20 protein-coding genes are annotated in these 23,752 nt (G+C 39.7%); 4 read left to right on the top strand and 16 right to left on the bottom strand.

All coding sequences use genetic code 11. From position 1 onward, the window contains the following. Window position 1: 1 nt before the first annotated feature. The 5 genes from sucA to sdhC form a co-directional block, all read right to left on the bottom strand. The gene (gene sucA / locus AAEZ18_RS09190) at window positions 2–2,821 is read right to left on the bottom strand and encodes a 2-oxoglutarate dehydrogenase E1 component (protein ID WP_011328325.1); all 2,820 of its coding nucleotides are present in this window, start codon (window positions 2,819–2,821) and stop codon (window positions 2–4) included. 88 nt (window positions 2,822–2,909) lie between these two features. Then, entirely contained in the window at window positions 2,910–3,626 is a 717-nt protein-coding gene (locus AAEZ18_RS09185; protein ID WP_011328326.1) for a succinate dehydrogenase iron-sulfur subunit, read from the bottom strand. A gap of 10 nt (window positions 3,627–3,636) precedes the next feature. Next, a complete protein-coding gene (sdhA, locus tag AAEZ18_RS09180) occupies window positions 3,637–5,409 on the bottom strand; it encodes a succinate dehydrogenase flavoprotein subunit (protein WP_011328327.1) in 1,773 nt (590 codons plus the stop codon). Beyond that, window positions 5,410–5,757 carry a succinate dehydrogenase, hydrophobic membrane anchor protein gene (gene sdhD, locus AAEZ18_RS09175; protein ID WP_011328328.1) on the bottom strand — a complete coding sequence of 116 codons (348 nt, stop codon included), beginning with the start codon at window positions 5,755–5,757 and terminating at the stop codon, window positions 5,410–5,412. Further along, window positions 5,748–6,125, bottom strand: a complete 378-nt coding sequence (sdhC, locus tag AAEZ18_RS09170) for a succinate dehydrogenase, cytochrome b556 subunit (RefSeq protein ID WP_011328329.1) — start codon at window positions 6,123–6,125, stop codon at window positions 5,748–5,750. Before sdhC ends, sdhD begins: the two co-directional genes overlap by 10 nt. A 406-nt stretch (window positions 6,126–6,531) precedes the next feature. Here sdhC and AAEZ18_RS09165 point away from each other — a divergent pair, with 406 nt between their 5' ends. The 3 genes from AAEZ18_RS09165 to AAEZ18_RS09155 all read left to right on the top strand — a co-directional run bounded on the left by AAEZ18_RS09165 (window position 6,532) and on the right by AAEZ18_RS09155 (window position 9,601). After that, window positions 6,532–7,818 carry a citrate synthase gene (locus AAEZ18_RS09165; RefSeq protein WP_208833830.1) on the top strand — a complete coding sequence of 429 codons (1,287 nt, stop codon included), beginning with the start codon at window positions 6,532–6,534 and terminating at the stop codon, window positions 7,816–7,818. A gap of 125 nt (window positions 7,819–7,943) precedes the next feature. Then, window positions 7,944–9,170: an aminotransferase class V-fold PLP-dependent enzyme gene (locus AAEZ18_RS09160; RefSeq protein ID WP_350594565.1), complete on the top strand. Its 1,227-nt coding sequence runs from the start codon at window positions 7,944–7,946 to the stop codon at window positions 9,168–9,170. A 14-nt stretch (window positions 9,171–9,184) separates the two neighbouring features. Continuing rightward, window positions 9,185–9,601, top strand: coding sequence for a SufE family protein (locus AAEZ18_RS09155; protein ID WP_306287999.1), 417 nt, complete (start codon window positions 9,185–9,187; stop codon window positions 9,599–9,601). Window positions 9,602–9,635: 34 nt separating this feature from the next. Here AAEZ18_RS09155 and tcdA read toward each other — a convergent pair whose 3' ends face one another. The 7 genes from tcdA to AAEZ18_RS09120 are packed head-to-tail and all read right to left on the bottom strand — an operon-like array spanning window position 9,636 to window position 17,106. Continuing rightward, window positions 9,636–10,442, bottom strand: coding sequence for a tRNA cyclic N6-threonylcarbamoyladenosine(37) synthase TcdA (gene tcdA, locus AAEZ18_RS09150; protein ID WP_306287998.1), 807 nt, complete (start codon window positions 10,440–10,442; stop codon window positions 9,636–9,638). After that, window positions 10,443–11,123 carry a TIGR01621 family pseudouridine synthase gene (locus AAEZ18_RS09145; protein ID WP_011328335.1) on the bottom strand — a complete coding sequence of 227 codons (681 nt, stop codon included), beginning with the start codon at window positions 11,121–11,123 and terminating at the stop codon, window positions 10,443–10,445. After that, window positions 11,120–11,881 carry a 3-deoxy-manno-octulosonate cytidylyltransferase gene (gene kdsB, locus AAEZ18_RS09140; protein WP_306287997.1) on the bottom strand — a complete coding sequence of 254 codons (762 nt, stop codon included), beginning with the start codon at window positions 11,879–11,881 and terminating at the stop codon, window positions 11,120–11,122. The genes AAEZ18_RS09145 and kdsB overlap by 4 nt, the downstream gene beginning before the upstream one ends. Then, window positions 11,869–12,066, bottom strand: a complete 198-nt coding sequence (locus AAEZ18_RS09135) for a Trm112 family protein (RefSeq protein WP_011328337.1) — start codon at window positions 12,064–12,066, stop codon at window positions 11,869–11,871. The genes kdsB and AAEZ18_RS09135 overlap by 13 nt, the downstream gene beginning before the upstream one ends. Then, a complete protein-coding gene (lpxK, locus tag AAEZ18_RS09130) occupies window positions 12,056–13,036 on the bottom strand; it encodes a tetraacyldisaccharide 4'-kinase (RefSeq protein ID WP_089368349.1) in 981 nt (326 codons plus the stop codon). Before lpxK ends, AAEZ18_RS09135 begins: the two co-directional genes overlap by 11 nt. Then, window positions 13,033–14,778 (bottom strand): lipid A export permease/ATP-binding protein MsbA, encoded by a 1,746-nt coding sequence (gene msbA / locus AAEZ18_RS09125; protein WP_192531496.1) that lies wholly within the window; start codon window positions 14,776–14,778, stop codon window positions 13,033–13,035. Before msbA ends, lpxK begins: the two co-directional genes overlap by 4 nt. 60 nt (window positions 14,779–14,838) lie before the next feature. Then, window positions 14,839–17,106: a DNA internalization-related competence protein ComEC/Rec2 gene (locus AAEZ18_RS09120; protein ID WP_350594563.1), complete on the bottom strand. Its 2,268-nt coding sequence runs from the start codon at window positions 17,104–17,106 to the stop codon at window positions 14,839–14,841. Between AAEZ18_RS09120 and AAEZ18_RS09115 the strand changes: the two genes are divergently transcribed. Further along, window positions 17,086–17,592, top strand: a complete 507-nt coding sequence (locus AAEZ18_RS09115) for a DUF2062 domain-containing protein (protein WP_011328341.1) — start codon at window positions 17,086–17,088, stop codon at window positions 17,590–17,592. The two genes, AAEZ18_RS09120 and AAEZ18_RS09115, sit on opposite strands and share 21 nt — an antisense overlap. Before the next feature lie 93 nt (window positions 17,593–17,685). On the opposite strand, the gene AAEZ18_RS09110 is transcribed toward AAEZ18_RS09115, so the two are convergent. Genes AAEZ18_RS09110 through rlmKL form a run of 4 tightly spaced genes read right to left on the bottom strand, consistent with a single transcriptional unit; the run spans window position 17,686 to window position 23,721 of the window. Beyond that, the gene (locus AAEZ18_RS09110) at window positions 17,686–19,428 is read right to left on the bottom strand and encodes a DUF3466 family protein (protein ID WP_350594561.1); all 1,743 of its coding nucleotides are present in this window, start codon (window positions 19,426–19,428) and stop codon (window positions 17,686–17,688) included. Window positions 19,429–19,439: 11 nt separating this feature from the next. Continuing rightward, window positions 19,440–21,356 carry an ATP-binding cassette ATPase Uup gene (gene uup / locus AAEZ18_RS09105; protein ID WP_011328343.1) on the bottom strand — a complete coding sequence of 639 codons (1,917 nt, stop codon included), beginning with the start codon at window positions 21,354–21,356 and terminating at the stop codon, window positions 19,440–19,442. 15 nt (window positions 21,357–21,371) lie between these two features. Beyond that, window positions 21,372–21,611, bottom strand: coding sequence for a glutaredoxin family protein (locus AAEZ18_RS09100; RefSeq protein ID WP_041454446.1), 240 nt, complete (start codon window positions 21,609–21,611; stop codon window positions 21,372–21,374). Then, window positions 21,604–23,721: a bifunctional 23S rRNA (guanine(2069)-N(7))-methyltransferase RlmK/23S rRNA (guanine(2445)-N(2))-methyltransferase RlmL gene (gene rlmKL / locus AAEZ18_RS09095; RefSeq protein ID WP_350594558.1), complete on the bottom strand. Its 2,118-nt coding sequence runs from the start codon at window positions 23,719–23,721 to the stop codon at window positions 21,604–21,606. The genes AAEZ18_RS09100 and rlmKL overlap by 8 nt, the downstream gene beginning before the upstream one ends. Between the last annotated feature and the right edge of the window lie 31 nt (window positions 23,722–23,752).

The following is a 23,752-nucleotide window of genomic DNA, read 5'->3' as shown; positions in this document are numbered from 1 at the left end:
CTTATCCTTTATTTTCGATAGTAAGCGCGTCGGCAACGAGCGCTTGTTGTTCTTTAGTATGTACTGACATATAACCACATGCTGGTGATGCTGAAGCCTTACGACCCGCATACGTTAGTTTAGCGTTTTGTGGAATAGCATCTTTGAAGTGATGTTGCGAGCAATACCATGCACCTTGGTTTTGCGGCTCTTCTTGACACCATACAAAATCAGTTACGTGCTGGTAACGCTCTATAATAGTTTTCATTTCGTCGTGTGGGAACGGGTAAAGCTGCTCTACACGTACGATTGCAATATTATCTTGTTCAAGCTTGCGGCGCTCTTGTAATAGTTCATAGTAAACTTTACCACTACAAAAAATAACGCGTTCTACTTTCTCAGGGTTAATATCATCAATTTCGTCAATCACATTATGAAAAACACCTGCAGAGAGTTCTTCTAGCGAAGACACTGCTAACGGATGGCGTAGTAATGACTTAGGCGTCATAACAATCAGTGGACGACGCAATGGTCTAACTGATTGACGACGAAGCATTGCATATACTTGCGCTGGCGTTGAAGGTACACATACTTGCATATTGTGATCAGCACAAAGTTGTAAAAAGCGCTCTAAGCGTGCAGAGCTGTGCTCTGGACCTTGGCCTTCGTAACCATGTGGTAATAAAATAGTAAGGCCGCATAAACGCCCCCACTTTTGCTCACCCGAGCTTAAAAACTGATCAAATACAACTTGTGCGCCGTTTGCAAAGTCACCAAACTGTGCTTCCCAAATAATTAATGACGTTGGCTCTGCGGTTGCGTAACCATATTCAAAAGCAACAACCGCTTCTTCAGAAAGAACTGAATCGAATACTTGGAAAGTACCTTGATCTTTACCAACATGCTCAAGTGGAGTGTAAGTCGCACCATCGGCTTGACTATGTACTACCGCATGGCGATGGAAGAAAGTACCACGACCAGAATCTTGTCCAGTAAAACGAATATCTGTGCCTTCTGCTGCAATAGTTGCATAAGCGAGTGTTTCTGCCATGCCCCAATCAAGCGGCTTTTCGCCAGATGCCATTAGCTTACGATCGTCGTAAATTTTCTTCACGCGCGATTGCGCTTTATGACTCTCTGGGTAGCTAGACACTATGTTGCCAAGTTCTTTTAGTTTTTCAACCGAGACACTTGCATCGTAATCAACACTCCATTCATGGCCAACATACTTTGCCCAATCTGATGAATGTGATGTTTCTGGCTGTATTTCATCAACCACACAATTACCTTCGTCTAAACCATTACGGTAATCATCAACAAGTGCTTTAACCTCATCTTCAGTGAATGAGCCTTCGGCAATTAATTGATCAGCGTAAATTAAACGTGGAACTGGATGCTTTTTAATTTTTTGATACATAACAGGCTGAGTAGCATTAGGCTCATCAGCTTCGTTATGACCATGGCGACGGTAACAAACAAGGTCAATTACAACGTCACGCTTAAATTGGTTTCTGAAATCAAGTGCCAGTTGAGTAACAAATGCCACTGCTTCTGGATCGTCAGAATTAACATGAAATATTGGCGACTGCACCATTTTAGCAATGTCAGTACAGTATGGAGTAGAGCGTACATCGTCTTGTTTAGACGTTGTAAAACCAACTTGGTTATTTACTACTATACGAATACTACCGCCACAGCTAAAGGCGTTTGTTTGTGACATGTTAAATGTTTCTTGTACAACACCTTGACCAGCAATTGCTGAGTCGCCATGAATAGTAATTGGCAGTGCTTTAATACCTGAGCTGTCACCTAAGCGGTCTAAACGAGCACGTACTGAGCCCATAACCACTGGATTTACAATTTCAAGATGCGATGGGTTAAACGCAAGTGCCATGTGCACATTGCCACCTTTAGTAGCAAAGTCAGATGAGTAACCCATGTGGTATTTAACATCACCCGAGCTTAACGTGTCTTTGTGTTTACCGGCAAACTCATCAAATAACTCTGATGGATTTTTACCAAGTACGTTCACAAGAACGTTTAAACGGCCGCGGTGAGCCATACCAATAACAGCTTCTTTTTGGCCACTTTCACCAGCGCGGTGAATCAGCTCTTTAAGCATAGGTACTAACGCATCGCCACCTTCAAGTGAGAAGCGCTTAGCACCTGGGAACTTAGCCCCTAAATATTTTTCAAGACCATCGGCTGCGGTTAATCCTTTAAGGATACGTAGCTTTTCGTCTTTATTGAATTTTGGCCTAGACTGAACAGACTCTAAACGCTGTTGTAACCAACGTTTTTCTTCTGTTGATGTGATGTGCATATACTCGGCGCCAATAGAACCACAATATGTGGTTTTTAGTGCTTGGTATAACTCACCTAGAGGCATAGTATCGCGCCCTACAGCAAACGATCCTACATTAAATTCGCGGTCAAAGTCAGCATTGGATAGGTCGTGGTAATCTAGCTCTAAATCTCGTACGCGCTCTCGCTGCCAAATACCTAACGGATCTAAGTTAGCATTTTGGTGTCCACGAAAACGGAAAGCATTAATAAGTTGCAATACTTTAACCTGTTTAAGGTCACCGCCACTGCCCTCTGCTACCACTACTTCTCTATGCTTGTTTTTAGCAAGCGCCGCAAACTGTGCTCGAACTTCTGAATGTTTTACTTCAACATCCACACCATCAACTTTAGGTAATTGTTCAAACACTTCTCGCCATTCTTCTGGCACCGAAGTCGCATCGTCTAAATACGCTTCATAAAGCTCTTCAATATAAGCAACGTTACCGCCGTTTAAATGTGAAGATTCTAGCCATGCCTTCATCACACCTTCGTGCATTTATAAGCCCTTTTCTTTAGCGCAGAAATTAATAGTTATGATAACAGGATGACTAATTAGTATTAGCCATCCTACATTTACTAAGTAATTAAACCGCTCGGTTTAATAACATAGATTTTATTTGTCCAATTGCTTTAGTCGGATTAAGACCTTTAGGACAAACGCTAACACAGTTCATTATACTGTGGCAACGGAACACACTGAAAGCATCGTCTAAGTCAGCTAAACGCTCTTCTGTTGCTGTATCTCGGCTATCAGCCAAGAAACGGTAAGCATGAAGAAGGCCTGCTGGACCAATGAACTTGTCTGGATTCCACCAGAACGAAGGACACGATGTTGAACAACATGCACATAAAATACACTCATAAAGCCCATCTAACTTATCACGTTCTTCGATTGTTTGAAGACGCTCGCCAGCTGCTGGCGTGTCATTAATTAGATACGGTTTAACTTTTTCGTATTGAGTGTAGAACTGACTCATGTCAATAACAAGGTCACGAACCACAGGTAAGCCTGGTAATGGACGCACTACTATTTTACCTTTGCCACCTTTTTGCAGCGTAGATAAAGGAGTGATACATGCCAAACCATTTTTACCATTCATGTTAACACCATCAGATCCACACACGCCTTCACGGCATGAACGACGGAAAGATAATGTTGGATCTTGTTCTTTTAAAAGAATAAGTGCATCCAAAACCATCATGTCGTGACCTTCCTCTGTTTGCAAGGTGTATTCTTGCATACGAGGTGCGTTGTCAACATCGGGATTATAACGATAAACTGAAAATTGTACTTGTGCCATCGTCTATCTCCTAGTACACACGTGCTTTAGGTGGGAAAGCTTCACGCGACTTAGGCGCGTAGTTTACGTCACGCTTGCTCATTTCATCCGTTAACGGATTAAATACTGAGTGACATAACCAGTTTTCGTCATCACGATCTGGGAAGTCAAAGCGAGAGTGTGCACCACGGCTTTCGGTACGGAAGTTTGCAGCTACTGCAGTTGAGTAAGCTGTTTCCATTAAGTTATCTAGTTCAAGACATTCAATACGCTGCGTGTTGAAGTCTGATGATTTATCATCAAGACGTGCATGTTGCAGACGTTCACGAATTTCTTTAAGTTCTTGCAGACCAGCAGCCATTGAGTCACCTTCACGAAATACCGAGAAGTTAAGTTGCATACATTGCTGTAAGTCTTTTTTGATTTGAACTGGATCTTCACCTTGGCCAGCCGTTGAATTTTCCCAACGATTGTAACGTGCAAGTGATGTTTCTAAATCAGACTCTGATGCCGCTTTAGAAATTTCAACATCATTTAGGTATTTACCTAAGAAGTTACCGGCCGCACGACCAAATACCACTAAATCAAGTAATGAGTTACCACCTAAGCGGTTAGCACCGTGTACTGATACACAGGCAATCTCACCTACCGCAAACAAACCTTCAACGATTGTTTCTTTGCCGTTTGCGTCGATTTGTAGCGCTTGACCATTTACGTTGGTTGGCACGCCACCCATCATGTAATGACATGTAGGAATTACTGGAATTGGTTCTTTTGCAGGGTCAACGTGAGCAAATGTTTTAGCAAGGTCACATACACCAGGAAGACGCAGATTTAGTGTTTCTGCACCTAAGTGATCTAGTTTTAGCTTAAGGTGAGGACCCCAAGGACCATCACAACCACGACCTTCACGGATCTCAGTCATCATTGAACGTGCAACCACATCGCGAGACGCTAAGTCTTTTGCGTTTGGTGCATAACGTTCCATGAAGCGCTCGCCATCTTTATTTAAAAGATAACCACCTTCGCCACGACAACCTTCAGTTACTAGCGTACCCGCGCCAGCAATACCCGTTGGGTGGAACTGCCACATTTCCATATCTTGCATAGAAATACCAGCACGTGTTGCCATACCAACGCCATCGCCGGTGTTGATGTGCGCATTAGTAGTTGATGCAAAAATACGACCCGCACCACCTGTTGCTAATACTACTGCTTTAGATTTGAAATAAGTAATTTCACCTGTTTCAATTTCAATTGCAGTACAACCTACTACATCACCATTATCGTTTTTAACTAAATCAAGTGCATACCATTCTGAGAATACATTTGTTTTGTTTTTAACATTTTGTTGATAAAGAAGGTGTAATAGTGCGTGACCAGTACGATCGGCAGCTGCCGCAGTACGTGCAGCTTGTTCACCACCAAAGTTTTTCGATTGACCACCGAAAGGACGTTGGTAAACACGGCCATTTTCAAAGCGAGAAAATGGGAGACCCATGTTTTCTAATTCAGTAATAGCTTCTGGGCCTGTTTGACACATATATTCAATAGCGTCTTGGTCACCGATAAAATCGGAGCCCTTAACGGTATCGTACATGTGCCATTCCCAGTTATCTTCGTGCGAGTTACCAAGCGCTACTGTAATACCACCCTGTGCTGATACAGTGTGTGAGCGAGTTGGAAATACTTTAGAGATTAAAGCACACGTTTTGCCAGACTCAGTAATAGCTAAAGCAGCGCGCATACCTGCACCACCGGCACCGATTACTACGGCGTCAAATTCACGAACAGAATATTTCACTTATACACCCCATAATACGATTAGACCAATAGCTACGTAAGCAAAGGCCATTAGGTTTAGTACAAAGCCTAAAACAGCACGAAGCTTAGCGCACTTAACATAGTCTGTTAGAACTTGCCAAAGGCCAATGCGGGTATGAACCATAATGCAAACCAGGGCAATTAAAGTAAACCCTTTCATTGCTAGGTTAGAGAAGAGGCCTGTCCAGGCTTCGAAAGTGACTTCTGGCGTTGCTAAAAAATAGCCGATAATAAAAATCGCATACGCGCTTATTATTAATGCCGTGGTACGTAAAGATACGAAATCTTGTACACCATCACGTTTAAGAGTTGCTTGATTTAAAACCATATCCACACCCCTGCCAATACGGCAAACACAACGCCAAGAGCCATTGCAATTTTAGCGCTGAGGTTACCTGATTCAAGTTCTTCCCAATGTCCCATATCCATAATCATATGGCGAATACCACCAATAAGGTGATAACCCAATACAGACACGGTGCCCCAAGCAATAAATTTGGCAATGAATCCGTTAAACAGACCCTTGACGAATTCAAAACCTTCAGCAGAAGAAAGAGACTCTGACCAAGCCCAAATGACAAACGTTAAAGCAAAAAATAATGCAACACCGGTGACGCGGTGGAAAATTGACGCTTTAGCCGTTGCCGGCATAGATATAGTTGTTAGATCTAGATTTACAGGTCTTTGCTTTTTCACAGTTACTTGCCCATCTTGCCCACAGTGGGGCTCATCTACTTGTTTTTCTAAAACCCACCAAATATTTCTGATGGAACTATCAAAATAAACGTCTCTTTACAAATAAAGTTCACTATAATGCAAAAATTATAATGTAAAAATATGTTTACCTAAATACAATACGGTTAAAAACCTTCGACAGTATATATAGCCGCAGGCCTTTTTACAATTCTTGTTTAGTTAGAGCCATTTGCAAATTAGCCAATGGTATAATATTCAAACCATACCGAATATTTATTATACGTATACGCATAATGCTTATAAAAATTGACTTTATACCCCTCTTTCACGTTAAAATGAGAAGATGTGCTTAAAACAGATTTTAGAGTATAAAATCAGAATAGTTATCTTAATAGGAGATACATAGATGGCGGATAAGAAAGCCACAGTCCATATTGATGGTCTAGATCCAATCGAACTTCCAATTTATCAAGGTACTGCTGGCCAGGATGTAATTGACGTACGTACATTAGGTTCACATGGTCACTTTACTTACGATCCAGGTTTTATGTCGACTGGCTCTTGTGAATCTACAATTACTTATATTGATGGCGGCAAAGGTGTTCTACTTCATCGTGGTTACCCAATTGAGCAGCTTGCTGAAGACTCTAACTATGTAGAGCTATGTTACTTACTATTAAACGGTGAGTTACCTTCAAAAGAGCAGTATGAAGAATTTGCACAACAAATCACTCGCAGCACTATGCTAGATGAAAAAATTGCAACTTTCTTCCAAGGTTTCCGTTTTGATGCACACCCTATGGCAATGCTATGTGGCGTGGTTGGTGCTTTATCATCTTTTTATCATGAAGATCTTGATATTACAGACGCAAGCCAACGCAAAACAAGTGCAATTAAATTAGTAGCTAAGTTACCTACTATTGCAGCTATGGCTTATAAAACAAACATTGGCCAACCATTTGTATATCCACGTAACGATTTAAGCTACGCCGAAAACTTCTTACATATGATGTTCTCTGTACCTGCTGAAGAGTATAAAGTTAACCCTGTAACGGCTAAAGCTATGGATAAAATATTCATGCTTCATGCTGATCATGAACAAAACGCATCAACGTCTACTGTACGTCTTGCAGGTTCATCTGGTGCTAACCCATATGCTTGTATTGCTGCTGGTATCGCATCTCTTTGGGGCCCTGCACACGGCGGCGCTAACGAAGCATGTTTAAACATGTTAGAAGAAATTGGTTCTGTTGATCGCATTGACGAATACGTAGCTAAAGCAAAAGATAAGTCAGACCCGTTCCGTCTTATGGGCTTTGGTCACCGTGTTTACAAAAACTTTGATCCACGTGCAACGGTAATGCGTCAAACGTGTCACGAAGTACTTGCTGAGCTAAATATTCAAGATCCATTGCTTGATATTGCAATGAAGCTTGAGCAAATTGCGCTTGAAGACCCGTACTTTGTTGAGAAGAAACTCTACCCTAACGTAGATTTTTACTCAGGTATTATCTTAAAAGCGATCGGTATTCCAACAAGCATGTTCACTGTAATTTTTGCAATGGCACGTACTGTTGGTTGGATCACTCACTGGGATGAGATGCTATCTCAACCTGGTCATAAGATCAGCCGCCCACGTCAGCTTTACACGGGTTACACACAACGTGACTACAAAGCAGCTGACAAGCGTTAATTCGCTGTAATATTGCTTAAGTATTTTAAAAGGTCGCTATTGCGACCTTTTTTGTTACTCAGCACTTGAGAATTATCTTAAACAGATTACAATTCTCGCCCTAAATTGACTAATTAAATGAGCTTATGTCTGTTTCCACGTTTGATATCACTAAAATACGTAATGATTTCCCAATCCTAAATCAAACGATTAATAGCCAAACTTTAACTTATTTAGACTCTGGGGCAACCACACAAAAGCCACAATGCGTTATTGATACCACGGCACAGTTTTATGCAGCGCAAAACGCGAACGTACATCGTGGACGCCATACCCTCAGTGAGCAGGCTACTTATCGTTATGAGCAAGTACGCGATAAGGCTGCAGAATTTTTTGGTGTTAATAGTAATGAAATTGTATGGACTAAAGGGGCAACTGAAGCTATAAACTTAGTCGCTAATGGCTTAAAAAATCAAATAAAAGCCAGCGATACCATCATTATTACGCCTATTGAGCATCATGCTAATATTGTACCTTGGCAGGTTTTGTCTCAGCAAACTGGTGCTAAGCTTGCTATTTTACCGCTTAACGACGATGCCACCTTTGATATACCTGCATGCTGTGAATTTATAAAGCAGCATAAACCTAAGTTATTGGCCATTAGCCAAGCCTCTAATGCGCTTGGCAATATCACTAATTTAGCGCCGTTAATTGCCAGTGCGAAAGCGGTAGGCGCATTAGTATTGGTTGATGGCGCACAAGGGGCAATGCATTTAAAAGCTAATTTAAGCACACTTAATTGTGATTTTTACGTTTTTTCTGCCCATAAAATGCTGGGGCCAACCGGTTTAGGCGGCTTATATGGCCGCTACGAGCAATTAAATGCCCTCACCCCATACCAAACCGGGGGAGAAATGATCCAAACCGTAACCTTAACGCACAGCACTTATAGCGATGCTCCGGCAAAGTTTGAATCGGGCACGCCAAATATTGCCGGCGTATTAGGCTTTGGTGCAGCACTTGAGTATATAAATGCATTAAATCACCCTGCTTTAATTGAATATGAACAAACGCTATTTAATTATGCAGCCAATAAACTACAGCAAATTGATGGCATCACCCTATTTAGTGACCTTAAGCATAATATTGGCACTTTATGTTTTAACTATAAAGATGAGCATCCATACGATTTGGCAACTTTACTTGACGGATATGGGGTTGCACTGCGCAGTGGCCATCATTGCACTCAGCCTTTAATGGCGCATTTAGGGGTCAATGGCACCCTTAGAGCAAGCTTAGCTTTCTATAATAACCATACAGATGTAGATAATTTTATTGATGCACTACAAAAATGCATTGCTCTATTAGACTAATGTTGGATAAGAATATGACAAATACTTTTAATAAAGCAGCCCAAGGGGTAAAAAATGCACCTGCATGGCAGCAAAAATACCGAGAAATAATGTTACTTGGTAAAACATTACCAGTACTTGCTGACGTTTTGAAAATAGACAGCGCATTAGTTCCTGGCTGCGAAAGTAAAGTGTGGCTATTTGTGGAGTTTGATTTAACCGAAAATACACTCGTGGTGATAGGTGATTCTGATACCCGTATTGTAAAGGGCTTACTTGCCTTAATATTAGCGCTATACAATGGCCTTACCCCAGAGCAAGTACTGGAGATAAACGCCTATCAAGAGTTTGAAAAACTAGGGTTAATTAGCCACTTAAGTCCATCTAGAGGGAATGGTATTAAAGCCATGGTAGAGACGATTCAAACCATGGCTAAACAAAAAATAAGTTAAATTAACCCAAGATCAGGTTAAGTTATAAGCAGCGTTATGCTTGGGAGCTAAGTAAACGCTGTTTTTTATCTAAATATTTACGAACGGCTTTTGCAGCTACAAAAAAGCCAAAGCTGCCAGTGATCATAGTCACTGAGCCAAAGCCATTATTACAATCCATATTCATACTACCATCGGCATTTTGCTTAGCATGGCAAACACTGCCATCACTGCCTGGGTATACCAGCTGCTCTGTTGAATATACACAATCAATATTAAACTTACGCTTAGGGTTATTACTAAAATTATATTGCTTGCGTAAAATATAACGCACTTTAGCTAAGAGTGGATCTTGGGTAGTTTTAGCCACATCGCCAAACGTAATTTGCCCCGGATCAGTTTGCCCACCTGCGCCGCCGGTAGTAATTACAGCTAGTTTATTGCGTTTACAATGCGCAATTAATGCCGCTTTTTCTTTCACTGCGTCAATACAATCAATAACATAATCAAAGCCCTGAATATGCTCATGAATGTTATCTAAAGTAATAAAGTCATCAATCACCTGCACTTCACATTGTGGGTTAATTAACTCACAACGCGCTTTCATCGCCTCCACTTTAGCTTGGCCAATGGTGCCGGTAAGTGCGTGTATTTGTCTATTTACATTAGTGGCACAAATATCATCTAAATCTATTAGGGTTAATTTGCCAACCCCAGTGCGCGTCAATGCTTCTGCGGCCCAACTACCAACACCACCAATGCCAACAACACAAAAATGTGCCTGCTGTAACCAGTCAAACTGTTGTTGTCCGTATAAACGTTTGATCCCGCCAAAACGTATGTCTGTTACTTTTTCAGTCATTTACCAATCCAGTTGCCATGGTGTTTTCCATGCTTGAAAATCTTGATGTTTAATTAATTGTGTAAACTCATCCCCATTATCGGGTAAAAGAGTAAATTGTATTTGCTGCTCATTCCATAAGAAATCAAGCGCAAATGCATGCAAGTAAGTACGTGCGCTATGCGCACCTGCATAAGAGGTATCACCTAATATAGGTGCGCCTATACTTTTTAGCGCTACTCTTAATTGGTGCGTTTTACCTGAGTAAGGTTTTAAAATATATCCCCTAAAACCGGGTTTATAACTTACAGAATAAAAACGACTAATAGCAGGATTAGCTGTTGTTGTAAGTAACTTAAAAGTACCACGGCGTGATTTTGCCATATCGCCTTTTATCCAACCCTGCTTTTTTTTAGGCTTGGCGTCGCTAATAGCCAAGTAAAACTTATTAATTGTGTGCTCAGTAAACATTTGCGTAAATTTAGCGGCGGCGAGTTTATTGCGCGCTAAAATAAGCAAGCCTGAGGTCACTTTATCGAGGCGGTGTACTGCAAAGAGTTTTTCATTTAATTGCTGCTCTGCTAATACCACAAAACCTGCGGCGTCTTCTGAATGAAAATTCAGCCCTGCAGGTTTTGCTAAAATATAAAAGTCGCTATGACTATGCACAACTTTTAAATAGGCTTTATTCGTAATGCTCACGCGTGTTTACTTTGCAAATAGCTAATTACTTTAGCTAAATCTTCTGGCGTATCGACACCCGCTTTTGGAGTAATATGCGCTTGCTCTATTTTAATATTGTAGCCATGGTAAAGCACACGTAATTGTTCTAGTGATTCTAGCTGCTCTAGCGGCGACACACTTAGCTCAATATATTGCTTAATAAAACCAGCTCGGTAGGCATAAATACCCACATGGCGTTGAAACGGCGTTAAATCCAGCGTGCTCTGCTCGCCCATCATGGCGCTACGATCAAACGGAATACTGGCACGCGAAAAATACAATGCATTTTTATTAATATCGCTAACGACTTTAACTGCATTAGGATTAAAAACGTCTTCTTGCTCTTCTATCGCTACACTTAAAGTGGCCATAGGTGCAGTTGATTCATTTAATAACGTGGCAACTTGAGATACATTTTCTGGTGCCAATAATGGCTCATCACCTTGCACATTAACTACAATAGTGTTGTTATCAAGCTTAAGTAAATCAACAACCTCTGCTAAACGTTCCGTTCCTGACTGATGATCTTCACGCGTCATTAATACATCACTTGTGAAGGTACTCACAGCATCAAATACTTTTTGATGATCGGTCGCAATAACAACTTTACTCGCACCCGATAAACAGGCTTTTTCGTAAACATGCTGGATCATTGGCTTACCACAAATATCGGCTAGTGGTTTGCCTGGTAAACGGCTAGAAGCGTAACGCGCAGGAATAACAACTACGAATTCCACTTTTGTACCTCATCAAGTGACAATTCACGCGCTTCATTTTCAAGCAATACTGGAATGTCATCGATAACCGGATACGCCAACTTAGCGGCTGTACTTATTAGTTCGCTGTTTTCTTTATCAAAACGTAATTTACCCTTACATACTGGGCAGGCGATAATTTCGAGTAATTTTGTATCAAAGGCCATTGAGGATCCCTTTATCTTTTAATAATGAATTTAATTTGTTTATAACGCTATCGGTAGGTTGAGCATCCACTGGTAAGTAATACCAATTTTGTTTTGCAAAAGCACTACACTTTACAGCATCTTTTTCGGTCATTAACACATTTTCATCACCAAACTGAGTAAAATCATCAGCAGTGTATGCATAATGGTCTCGATAATGATGGGTTGATACTAAGGTAATGCCTTGTGCTTGTAATGACTGCTCAAAACGCAGCGGATTACCAATAGCACTCACAGCGTGGGCTGTTAATATAGGCTCTGTTAGCATACTATTATTGAGCACAGATTTTAAAGCTGCAGGCTGCAAATTATAACGTTGTGGGTTGTTGCCGCCATTTTCTATCACTAAATCAACGCTCTTTAAACGCTTTTTAGTTTCGCGAAGCGGGCCTGCTGGCATTAACAAACCGTTGCCAAATTGACGTGCACTATCAACAATACAGCATTCAATACTACGTGCCATTTTATAATGTTGCATGCCATCGTCAGATATAATTACATCAATAGCAGAGGTTTGTTCAAGTAATTCTATATTTTGTTGTCTGTTTGGGCCAACCGCTATGGGGCACTGCAAACGATGATATAAAAGTATCGGTTCATCGCCCGCCTCAAGCGTAGTACTGTTATGATCAACAAGCAATGGATATTGCTTAGCATGCCCGCCGTAGCCTCGGCTAATAATACCTACAGATAAACCTTGCTGAGTTAAATGAGCGTGTAGCCACAGTACAAATGGCGTTTTACCATTGCCGCCAACACTAATATTACCCACTACAATTACAGGTGTTTTGCTACTAAATTGCGTTAATATACCGCATGTATAAAGCCATTTACGTAATGTTGATATTAGCCAAAACAGTGCAGCTAAAGGCAGTAATAATATAGTAATTAAACTGACAGGCTGATACCAGCTTTGTTCAATTTTGCTCACCCTTGCTCACCAAATTGCATTTTGCATAATGCTGAATAAGTGCCATTATTTGCCAGTAAACTTAAATGATCGCCACTTTCAATAACACTGCCATTATCTATAACATAAATTCGATCGCTATTTTCAATCGTTGATAAGCGATGCGCAATTACAATCGAGGTTTTGTCTTTCATTAATGCCTCGAGTGCTTGCTGAATTAGTTTTTCTGATTCGGTATCGAGCGCAGATGTTGCTTCATCAAGGATTAAAATAGGCGCATCTTTTAATATTGCACGAGCAATAGCAATACGTTGGCGTTGACCACCAGAGAGCATTACCCCATTTTCGCCAACCATAGTATTTAGCTGCTCTGGTAAGTCTTTTACAAACTCCCATACATGCGCTTGCTTGGCTACTTTTTCCAGTTCTTGCTCCGATATTTCACGCTGTAAACCGTAACAAATATTATTGGCAATGGAGTCGTTAAATAACACCACTTGTTGCGACACTAGCGCAAACTGACGACGTAAATCGGTTAGCTTATAATCATGCAGTGCAATGCCATCGAGTAAAATTTCACTAGGCGCTTCTAAATCATAATAACGTGGCAATAGGTTAGAAATAGTAGATTTACCTGAGCCCGAACGCCCAACTAAAGCAATGCTTTCACCCGCTTTAATCGTTAACGATAAATTGTTTAATACCGGCTCATCTTTAGTTGGGTATTTAAAGGTGACATTTTTAACTTCAATCAAGCCTTTTACTTTATCTACGCTTACAGTACCTGTGTCTTTTTCTACTTCCTCGTCGAGTATTAAAAAAACACTTTGCGCGGCTGAAACTCCTCGCTGCATATCACTGTTTACATTAGCTAGCTGTTTAAGCGGGCGAAGTAACATCATCATTGATGAAATTAATACTACAAAGTCGCCTGAGCTTATGGTGTCAATCATCGAAGGCATTGACACAACCCATAAAATAACCGCCATAGCGCTGGCAGCCAATACTTGAATGATTGATACACTCAAGGCTTTAGTTGCGTCCATTTTAATTCGTTGCTGACGATTATGATTATTTACTTTTGAAAACTGATCTATTTCTTGATTTTGGCCACCAAAACCATGGATCACTTTATGACCGCTTAGCATTTGCTCTGAGCTACGAGTAACTTGCCCCATAGCTGATTGAATACTTTTAGAAATGTGTCTAAAGCGCTTTGACACCACAGTGACTATGACAGCAACTAAAGGAATAATAACTAAAAATATCAGCGATAATTGCCAACTGGTATAAAACATAACTGCGAGTAAAAACACCACAAAAGCGCCTTCACGCACTACAATTAATAATGCCTTGGTAATAGCTTGTTGTACTTGTTCGGTATCAAAGGTTATTTTGGAAATAAGATCGCCGGTGGAATTTTTATCATGAAACGATACCGGTAAATGTAGAATATGTTCAAACAACTCTTGGCGCAGCGAGCGTACAACTTGTGAGCCTACATAACTCAAACAATAAGACGACATAAAGTTAAATACACCACGCCCTATTACCAAAGCAATAACTACAAATGGTGCATATTTTAATACATCAGCATTGCGCTCATTAAGACCTTCGTCAATAAACGGCTTCATAAGCTGAATAAATAAAGCATCCATACCTGAATACCCTATCATGCCAATAATAGCGACGATGGCGACTGCTCTGTACGCACCAACGTAAGAAATAAGACGTTTATAAATTTGTGTAGTACTTTGGTCCATAACACTCTCTTTATACAGTTACAGCCCCTATTGTATCCTCAGGGAGGCTAAAACAAAACGTCAATCTTTAATAAACCAATAACTTTCACGCTCTCTCGCCGTTTCAACATGCAGATTAGTACTATAAAATTTAATTCTAATTTGTCCTTGCTGCCCAGTAATATATTGCGCAGCGCCAATTTTGTTAAACCGCGCAACCACTTCATCATTAGGAAAATGCCATTGCCCTTTGTAAGCACTCGAATGCACCACAACTTTAGGGTTAACAGCCGCAATAAACTCACTACTTGATGAAGTAGCGCTACCATGATGCGGGCTTATTAATACATTGCTTGCTAAATTATATCCTGCGGCAATTAGTGCGTGCTCTCGTTGCTTAGAAATATCACCAGTAAAAAGTACACTGTGTTGCGCGCTACTAATTTTAACTACGCAGGAGTCATCGTTGTTATTGTTAAAAGTAATTGAACTAAACGTTTGTATTTTAAGCCCATAAAAATCCATAGTCATGGTTTTACATAAACTCGGTATACCATTTGGATGAAAAGTACTGAGAGTCGATTCAAAGCCTGCCTCAATAAAATGTTTAACTCCTCCTGCATGGTCGTTATCTTGATGGCTTAAAATAGCGGTCGCAACATTCAGGTTATTAGCTTTTATATACGGCAGTAAAATACTACGTGTACGGCTAAAGCGGTTAAAATAACTAGGGCCAAAATCATAAATTAATGCATTGTTATCTTTTTCTAACAACACCATCAAACCATGGCCAACATCAAATATGTTTACTTGCCAATCACTTTTGGAAGTAAAGTAACTATCAACCAGCAATACACTTAACGGGATACAAGCAAGCCATTTAAATTTCACTAAATACAGTAGTAGCATGATTACATAACTAAACATTACTATATCTAAAGTAATTGTTCCTACATTAAACCAACGCCAGCCTGGCGGTATTGCCATTAATTGTTGATACAAAAAATACAATACGGGGTCAAATAACGACACTATCAGGCTCATATCAATAACACTGCTCAATATCGCAACCACTAATAATAATGGCATAATGATAAAGGCGAGCAACGGAATAGCGATTAAGTTCAAGACTAACCCTGCCAAACTCACACCATTAAAAAAGTATAAAGACAAAGGCAATAAGCCTATAAATAGTGCCCCTTGTATAGCACATAACATGCCTACTTTAGCGATAACAGAGGCCCCCTTAAAGGGTACTTTTGTAATAACAATAAAGATGATAACCACAGCTAAAAATGAAAAATACAAACCAGGATTTAATACATTAAAAGGGTTAATCATTAAAACTAAAACCAAGGCGTATAAAATACTGCGCCAACGTAGCGATTGTTTAGCTAGGTAATACAATAATAAGTAGCACCCTAACATTATTAAAGCCCGGGTCGCAGAGACAATAAAATCGCTTAAATATACATAAACAAATGCCGCTATAAAGCCCATTAAGCTATAACAAGTTGCAAGGTTAATTGTTTGTTTTATTCTAATTCTGGCGTGGCTTACAAGTGAGCGTGTTACAAAAAAAGCAAAGCCAAATACTAACGAAATATGCAACCCAGAAATTGCCAGTAAATGGCTTAACCCCAGCGTTTGCATGGTCAGCTTTTGTTCAAAGTTCATTAAAGACTTGTCGCCCGTCAGCAGCGTATAATAAAGCCAGTTAAGCTTAGACTCTTTAAATATGTGTTTAATATAGTGGCGATAAGCTATAACGTGTTGGTTTCTTTTTGTATCAGTAATAATTAAATTTTTATTGAGTACTTTGCCTTTAAAAAATATTTTTTGTGTAAATGCATAAAGTTGATTGTCAAAAACAGTAAAATTTTTTGTGCTTCTAAAGTTTTTTAAATGTGCGTGAGCACTGAAGGTTGCGCCTACTTCTAATATTTGCGCTGAATCAACACTTAACATAGCACTGGGGGCAGTAAAATAAGCGTAATCTTGCTCATCAAGCTTAATAATTTTTGCTTTTATATATTGCGGAGCATTAGCTGATACAACGTCTTCAACAACTAACTTTACTGAGTATGCATACTTTTCACCCTGCGCTGGTAGCTCAAACGAGTAAAAAAGTGTGAAATGCACTAAGATAGCAAAAATAGCGCAAATAAAGCCTAACAAAACATTTGAAAACGGCTTAAAATAAGCGCTCGCAATTAGGATTGAAATTGTGATGAGTATAAATTCGAGGGTTTGAAAATAAAATACGGTTGCAATACTTCCGCACACAAATCCAAGACTAATCCACATTGATGTAAATGGTTGCTTTAAATGGCTAAAAAAACGATCCAACGATTTTTACCCGATCCAAATAAAATTAGGCATCACAAATCACTTAAAATATTTGGCCGTTTGTTACAAGACGCGAACCTTTGGCATTTAAATAGACGCTCTGCGCGTGGTGCATTTGCTGTCGGGTTATTTTTTGCGTTCATCCCTGTTCCTTTTCAAATGGTTCTAGCTGCAGCAACCGCTATAGTGTTTAGGGTAAACCTGCCCATTTCAGTGGCCTTAGTGTGGATAACTAACCCCGTTACCATGCCACCTATTTTTTACTGCTCTTATCTTATTGGCACCCTAGTACTAAACCAGCCAGAACAACATTTTTCCTTTGAAGCAAGCTGGCCTTGGTTTATCGAAAGCTTAACGACTATTGGTCCAGCATTTTTAGTTGGCTCCTTGGTGTCGGCATCAGTTGCCGCGATTATCGGCTATTTTGGAATAGATATTGTTTGGCGGCGTTCAGTTAGAAAAGCATGGTTAATACGTAACAAGTAGCCAATAGTTATAATGACTATAGACAAAAAAAGCCCAACTTAACAAGTTTGGGCTTTTTTAGTTTCTCGGCTTAAATTTTCGATTTAAATTCTATTAAAATCTAAATACTCGTCTAAACGCAATCAGTGGTAATAATAATAATCCATACCAAGAGAAGCTTGCAGAGCGACGCTCATACACTTCGGCATCAGGTGGTGCGCAATCCTCTATCGTGCCATTAGGTATTGGCGAAAGCTTTACTGCTACAGCAACACTTTCATATTCAGTTTTACCGTTAACATCGGTTACAACTTCACCTAATGAGTTACGCTTTTCAACAGTTTTAGTGGCCACACCAAATATTTCATTGTTTTCGTTAATCACTTTAGCTTCACTCATGCTATAGCCATAACTACTTGTACCGTCCATGTCGTAACACGGCAGTAAATCATTTAAATTAGTGATTTTATCATCGCCTATTTTATAAATGAACGCAGCTGATCTACGTGAACTATCAGAAACACCAACCTCACCTTCGCCAACAATATAACCTTGATTGTTTATACTGTTACCGTATGAGCTTGAGCTCGTAAAATAGCTATCTGGATAAACGGTAGTACCTGTTGCTATATCATGATAGAAAAACTTATTACGTAAGGTACCCTCAAGACGTTTTGTTGCATAACCAGTAATAATATTATTATCGTTGATCGCTAAAGACATTCCACCTTGCCAGTCATCCCGCTGTTCAATAAAATCAATTACTTCGCCATCTTTAAAATAAGCTGGCATGGTTAAAATAGTACTTTCACGGTCAAAATAACGCGTGTTTGATACACCAACAGCAACCCCTTGGCTGTTAACTGCTAATGCATTACTGATAAACGTGGTATTTTCAGTTTCATCTTCATCTGGCACTAAAGCTAAACCAAGTACTTCTGTAGATGTGATATTAAATGCGTTATCGAGCGTCCATTTAGTTGCATGCTTGTTAAATAGTCCGCGGGTTGTTTGGTTGTTAATAACTTCAATACAGGTTGAAAATGGCTGATATTTATCATCACAGTTATCAGTAATATTGGTTTGACGCGTTTGCGGTATACCAAGTGACATATTACCAACAACAATATAACCATCTGCGGTTTTTACAATATCAGAGGCTTGGCTGGTACCACCATATTCACTAAATTGGGGTACTAAAGGAACTTCCATACCGCTTTCAGATATAACAATACCGCGCTCTATAAAGTCACGGGTAAACCACGGTTTAGGATCAGTTTCGTCCTCTATAGTAAACTCTATTTTATCAAAAGGAGCACTACCCCAACCAACTGTAGTGCCATCTTCTGCAACAGCGTTGTAAAAGTTAGTCACAGAGCGGGTAACACCTGGGTAATCAGGCGAGTTTATATCAAACAAAGTTTGCTCAACAGCAGCGCCGCTATCATATTTTATTGCCGTTAGAGAGCTTAACTTTTGAAACTGATAATTAGCCGACACATTAGCTAAAAAACGAATCATGAAGCTATGCGCATCTACATTAGTTGCTACAGCATTGTTTTTTTCTATGTCTTCTAACGTAAAAGTAATCTCTTTATCACTAAGCTCAAATGCATTAACTTCATTAGTGTAAGCGTTTTGAATTAAACTCAGTGAAAAATCAATATGCTCAATATCTACAGGTAAATTATATAAGCCATTAGCTATACCTATAATATGACCACTTTCACTTACATCGGTAACATAAGAATATTTCGCGCCTTCAAGTGCACCCAATTCCGTTAATTGATAAGTCGCACTTAATGCTGAAGTACTCATTGTTGCTAAAATACTGGCAGCGAGTAATTTATATTTCATTTTAGTCCTTACTACTGATTTTTTAATTCTTCAAGTTCTTCCCAGCGCGAAAACGCGGCCTCAAGGTCTGACTCAAGTTTTGCCAAATGGTTCAATGCCTTAGCCGTTATATCACTGTCTTGCTTAAAAAAATCAACATCACTAACTATGGCTTGTTGAATTTCAACATCGGCTTCGAGTTGTTCCATTTTATTAGGCAGTTGCTCTAATTCAAGTTTTAATTTGTAAGAGAGTTTATTACCTTTAGCCTCTGCTTTAACTACTGGCGCAGCAGGTGCTTTTTCAACTTTTTTAGTTGCTTGCTGTGGTTGATTTTTTTGTTGCTCTGCTAAGTAATTAACATAGGCTTCGTAATCACTGTAGCCGCCAACAATATCAGTAATTTTGCCATTACCTTCAAATGCCCAAACACTAGAGCAGGTATTATCAATAAACTCACGGTCATGGCTTACTATTAATACTGTGCCTTGATACTGGTTAATAATATCTTCCAAAAGCTCTAATGTTTCTATATCCAAATCATTAGTTGGCTCATCGAGTACCAATATGTTTGACGGTTTTAAAAACAGTTTAGCCAATAACAAGCGGTTTTTTTCACCACCCGAAAGCGCTTTAACTGGTGTACGGGCACGTGCTGGCGGGAACAAAAAGTCTTGTAAGTAACCTAATACATGGCGCGAGCGACCACCCATCATTACTTCTTGCTTACCTTCAGCAACGTTGTCTTGTACTGTTGCTTCTTCATCTAATTTTTCACGGTATTGGTCAAAGTAAGCAAATTCTAAATTAACACCTTGCTTAGTTTCACCGCTATCTGGGGCTAGGCTACCAAACATTAATTTTAATAACGTTGTTTTACCAATGCCATTAGGACCAACTAAACCAATACGATCGCCGCGCATAACCAAGGTTGAAAAATCATCTGCAATCACTTTATCTTTAAATGCATGACAAAGATGCTTAGCTTCAAATACCAATTTACCCGAACGATCTGCGGTTTCAATATTAAAGTCTGTTTTACCTACTTGGTCAACACGTTGTTTACGCTCATTACGTAGTTGCTTAAGTTCACGTACGCGCCCTTCATTACGGGTTCTTCGTGCTTTAACACCTTGGCGTATCCACGTTTCTTCTTCGGCTAAACGCTTATCAAATAAAGCATTTTGGCTTTCTTCAACTTTTAAGTCGTGGGCTTTTTGCTCTAAATAAGTAGCATAGTCGCCAGGGTATGATATTAATTTACCACGGTCTAAATCTAAAATACGCGTTGCAACAGCACGAATAAAGGCACGGTCATGCGATATAAATACAATGCCGCCTTTAAATTCTTTTAAAAATTGCTCAAGCCACATAACACTTGCCATATCTAAGTGGTTAGTAGGCTCATCGAGTAATAATAAGTCTGGCTCACTAACCAGTGCACGAGCAAGTGCAACTTTACGTAACCAACCACCTGAAAGTGACTCAAGCTTAGCATCAGGTGTTAACTCTAATTGGGTTAAAACAACTTGAATGCGACTGTCAAAACGCCAGCCATCAACCGCTTCTAATTGGTTTGATAAACGCTCAAGTTTATTTAATAACTTATCGGTACATACGGTTTGTAGCTCTGTACTCACATGATGAAAATCAATCAGTAAGTTGGCAATTTCAGGCATACCTTGAGCAACATAATCAAATACAGTGCCGCTTGCGCCTTTTGGTGGATCTTGTTCTAAACGAGAAATTCTTATACCGCCAAGCTGGTTTATTTCGCCATCATCTAATAAAACCTCACCATCGAGTACTTTTAATAACGTTGACTTACCAGCACCATTTCGACCTACAACACACACACGCTCGCCACTTTCAATCACTGCATCTGCTTTATTAAGCAATGCATGAGTACCAAAGGCCAGTTGTGCTTTTAAAATTCTAATTAAATCCATAATTCTTCTTTGCTCTTATTCTGCTTGCGCTAAAAATTCACGCACGTCTAGTGCAGTAAAAGGCCAAAATAATTGTTGGCCTTGCTCACTTTTAAATACCGGAATACTAACCTGATAATCAGCAATAAGCTGATCATCAGTCATAATATCTACTAGCAATAATTCATTGTGGCTATTAACTAATCCCTTAATTAATTGCTCAGCTTGTTCACACAAATGACAACCATCTGTGTGATATAAAATCCACTTAGCCATGGGTAATTAACCAGCTATTATGAATTTTTTTATTACGCTTAAAATCAGGCGATAAGGTTTTGTCAGAAATATTAACCGCTTTTAAGCCCAAGCCAATTAAACCCACTTCATCCATAACAAAGCCACGTTTATTATTAGAAAAAATAAGCGTACCCGACGGGCTTAATATTTTTTTAACCCAAGTTAATAACTTAATATGATCGCTCTGCACATCAAATGCATCTTTCATACGCTTAGAGTTTGAAAACGTCGGGGGATCTAAAAAGATTAAATCGTACTGCGCCGTCGCATGCTCTAGCCACTTTAAGCAATCTGCTTGCTCAAAACGGTAGCGAGTATTACTAATATTATTTAAATCAAAGTTGTCTTGGCCCCATTTTAAATAGGTTTTTGACAAGTCAACCGTGGTAATTGCTTTAGCGCCACCAAGTGCTGCATGTACTGACGCTGTACCTGTGTAGGCAAATAAGTTTAAAAAGCGCTTATCTTTGGCGTTTTCTTGAATATAACGACGCATTAAACGGTGATCTAAAAACAAGCCAGTGTCTAAGTAATCAAATAAATTCACTTTAAACTTAGCGCCAAACTCTTCAACCACCATAGTGCGGTTTTGTTTAGCCATTGGCGTGTATTGCTCTTCGCCTTTTTGCTTTTTACGTACTTTTACAGCAATATTCTCTGGTGCTATTTTGAGTTGTTCAGCGGTTAAGCTGATCACATCTTGTAAGCGTTTTTCAGACGTTTTTTCATCAATTTCTTTCGGGGCTGCGTATTCAAAAATAACCGCTGAGTCACCGTAAATGTCTACAGCAACGTTGTACTCAGGAATATCAGCTTCGTATACACGGTATGCTGTAATTTCGTTTTGCTTAAGCCAGTTTTTTAAACCCTGCTTGTTCTTTTTCAATCGATTAGCAAAAGACATTGAACCTTCAAAATTCAGCGCTTTTTTATCATCGGTTGTCAGGCTTACTTGTTTGTCATCAAGTTGATACAAGTTAAGTTCAACATCTAACGGGCCATTTTTAAATTTATAACGTTTCAGCCTAACCAACTTTAACAGCTTAAATAAGCTCTCATCCATACCCAGTAAAGCAAGCTTCCAATGATTGAAGTGCTTTTTAAAGCCCACACCTAAATTACGATGTAAATCTACAAGCTCAGCCATAGAACCAATACGCTCACCATAAGGTAAGTTAGATATAACTACGCCAGGTAATTTAGCCACTGCGGTTAGTTTAGTTGCATCACTTTGTTTAAACTTAATAATATCGTCTAGCTCAGCACGTTTTGCGTTATCAATTGCTTTACCTAATACTTGAGCGTCGTAATCGTGGCCAATGAGCCATAATTTAGGGTCTATAACATTGCCCAGCAATTCTTCTTTTAGCTCTTTAAATTTCGCAGCTCTAAAACTTGGTAAGCGCTCAAATGCAAAGCCTTCGCGAAATAAGCCGGGAGCTTCGTTGCGCGCCATACCGGCAGCTTCAATTAAAATAGTACCTGCACCACAACATGGGTCAAACAAAGGCTGATTTACATTTTCAAGCCAGCCGCTGCGTTTGATTAATGCCGCTGCTAAATGCTCTTTTATAGGTGCTTTACCTTGGCCCTGTCGGTAACCACGCTCAGATAAACGCGGGCCAGAGTAATCTATATACATAGATACGCCATAACGATTTAAACGCGCAACCACACGCACATTAGCGTCTTGTTTATCAACATTAGGGCGCTGCTCGAATAAGTCGTTAAAGTAATCAACTATGGCATCTTTTATAACTAAACCAGAAAACTGTGTATTTTTTAATGAGTCGTTGGTGCCATTAAAGTCGACAGCAAACGTTTGTGTAGGCCCAAACCATTCTTGCCATGGTTGTGAGCGAGCAAAGTTATACAGGCTATTTTTGTCATCTACGCCTTCTTTTTCTTCAATAAGCATAAGCACGCGCGTAGCAAAGCGAGTCGATAAACACACCTTTTGCGCCAATAATGAGTCTGCCTCAAAGCGAACAGAACCAACAGTTTGCTTAGACACAGTTGCGCCAAGTTCTGTTAGTTCATCAACCAATAAATTTTCGATTCCGATAGAAGTAAGTGCGATAAATTGCAAAGTAGTAACCCTTAATAGCTAATTGCGCAGG

The sequence above is a fragment of the Pseudoalteromonas sp. 19-MNA-CIBAN-0066 genome (genome assembly GCF_040308705.1).
Lineage (GTDB): Bacteria > Pseudomonadota > Gammaproteobacteria > Enterobacterales > Alteromonadaceae > Pseudoalteromonas > Pseudoalteromonas nigrifaciens.
Note: the sequence above shows the minus strand (reverse complement) of the source record. Positions and strands in the feature narration are given on the sequence as shown.

Coding starts and splice junctions, on each gene's coding strand:
- sucA (WP_011328325.1), bottom strand. CDS start 2,821: ATGCACGAAGGTGTGATGAAGGCATGGCTAGAATCTTCACATTTAAAC.
- AAEZ18_RS09185 (WP_011328326.1), bottom strand. CDS start 3,626: ATGGCACAAGTACAATTTTCAGTTTATCGTTATAATCCCGATGTTGAC.
- sdhD (WP_011328328.1), bottom strand. CDS start 5,757: ATGGTTTTAAATCAAGCAACTCTTAAACGTGATGGTGTACAAGATTTC.
- AAEZ18_RS09165 (WP_208833830.1), top strand. CDS start 6,532: ATGGCGGATAAGAAAGCCACAGTCCATATTGATGGTCTAGATCCAATC.
- AAEZ18_RS09160 (WP_350594565.1), top strand. CDS start 7,944: ATGTCTGTTTCCACGTTTGATATCACTAAAATACGTAATGATTTCCCA.
- AAEZ18_RS09155 (WP_306287999.1), top strand. CDS start 9,185: ATGACAAATACTTTTAATAAAGCAGCCCAAGGGGTAAAAAATGCACCT.
- tcdA (WP_306287998.1), bottom strand. CDS start 10,442: ATGACTGAAAAAGTAACAGACATACGTTTTGGCGGGATCAAACGTTTA.
- AAEZ18_RS09135 (WP_011328337.1), bottom strand. CDS start 12,066: ATGGCCTTTGATACAAAATTACTCGAAATTATCGCCTGCCCAGTATGT.
- msbA (WP_192531496.1), bottom strand. CDS start 14,778: ATGGACCAAAGTACTACACAAATTTATAAACGTCTTATTTCTTACGTT.
- AAEZ18_RS09115 (WP_011328341.1), top strand. CDS start 17,086: ATGGCTAAAAAAACGATCCAACGATTTTTACCCGATCCAAATAAAATT.
- AAEZ18_RS09110 (WP_350594561.1), bottom strand. CDS start 19,428: ATGAAATATAAATTACTCGCTGCCAGTATTTTAGCAACAATGAGTACT.
- uup (WP_011328343.1), bottom strand. CDS start 21,356: ATGGATTTAATTAGAATTTTAAAAGCACAACTGGCCTTTGGTACTCAT.
- AAEZ18_RS09100 (WP_041454446.1), bottom strand. CDS start 21,611: ATGGCTAAGTGGATTTTATATCACACAGATGGTTGTCATTTGTGTGAA.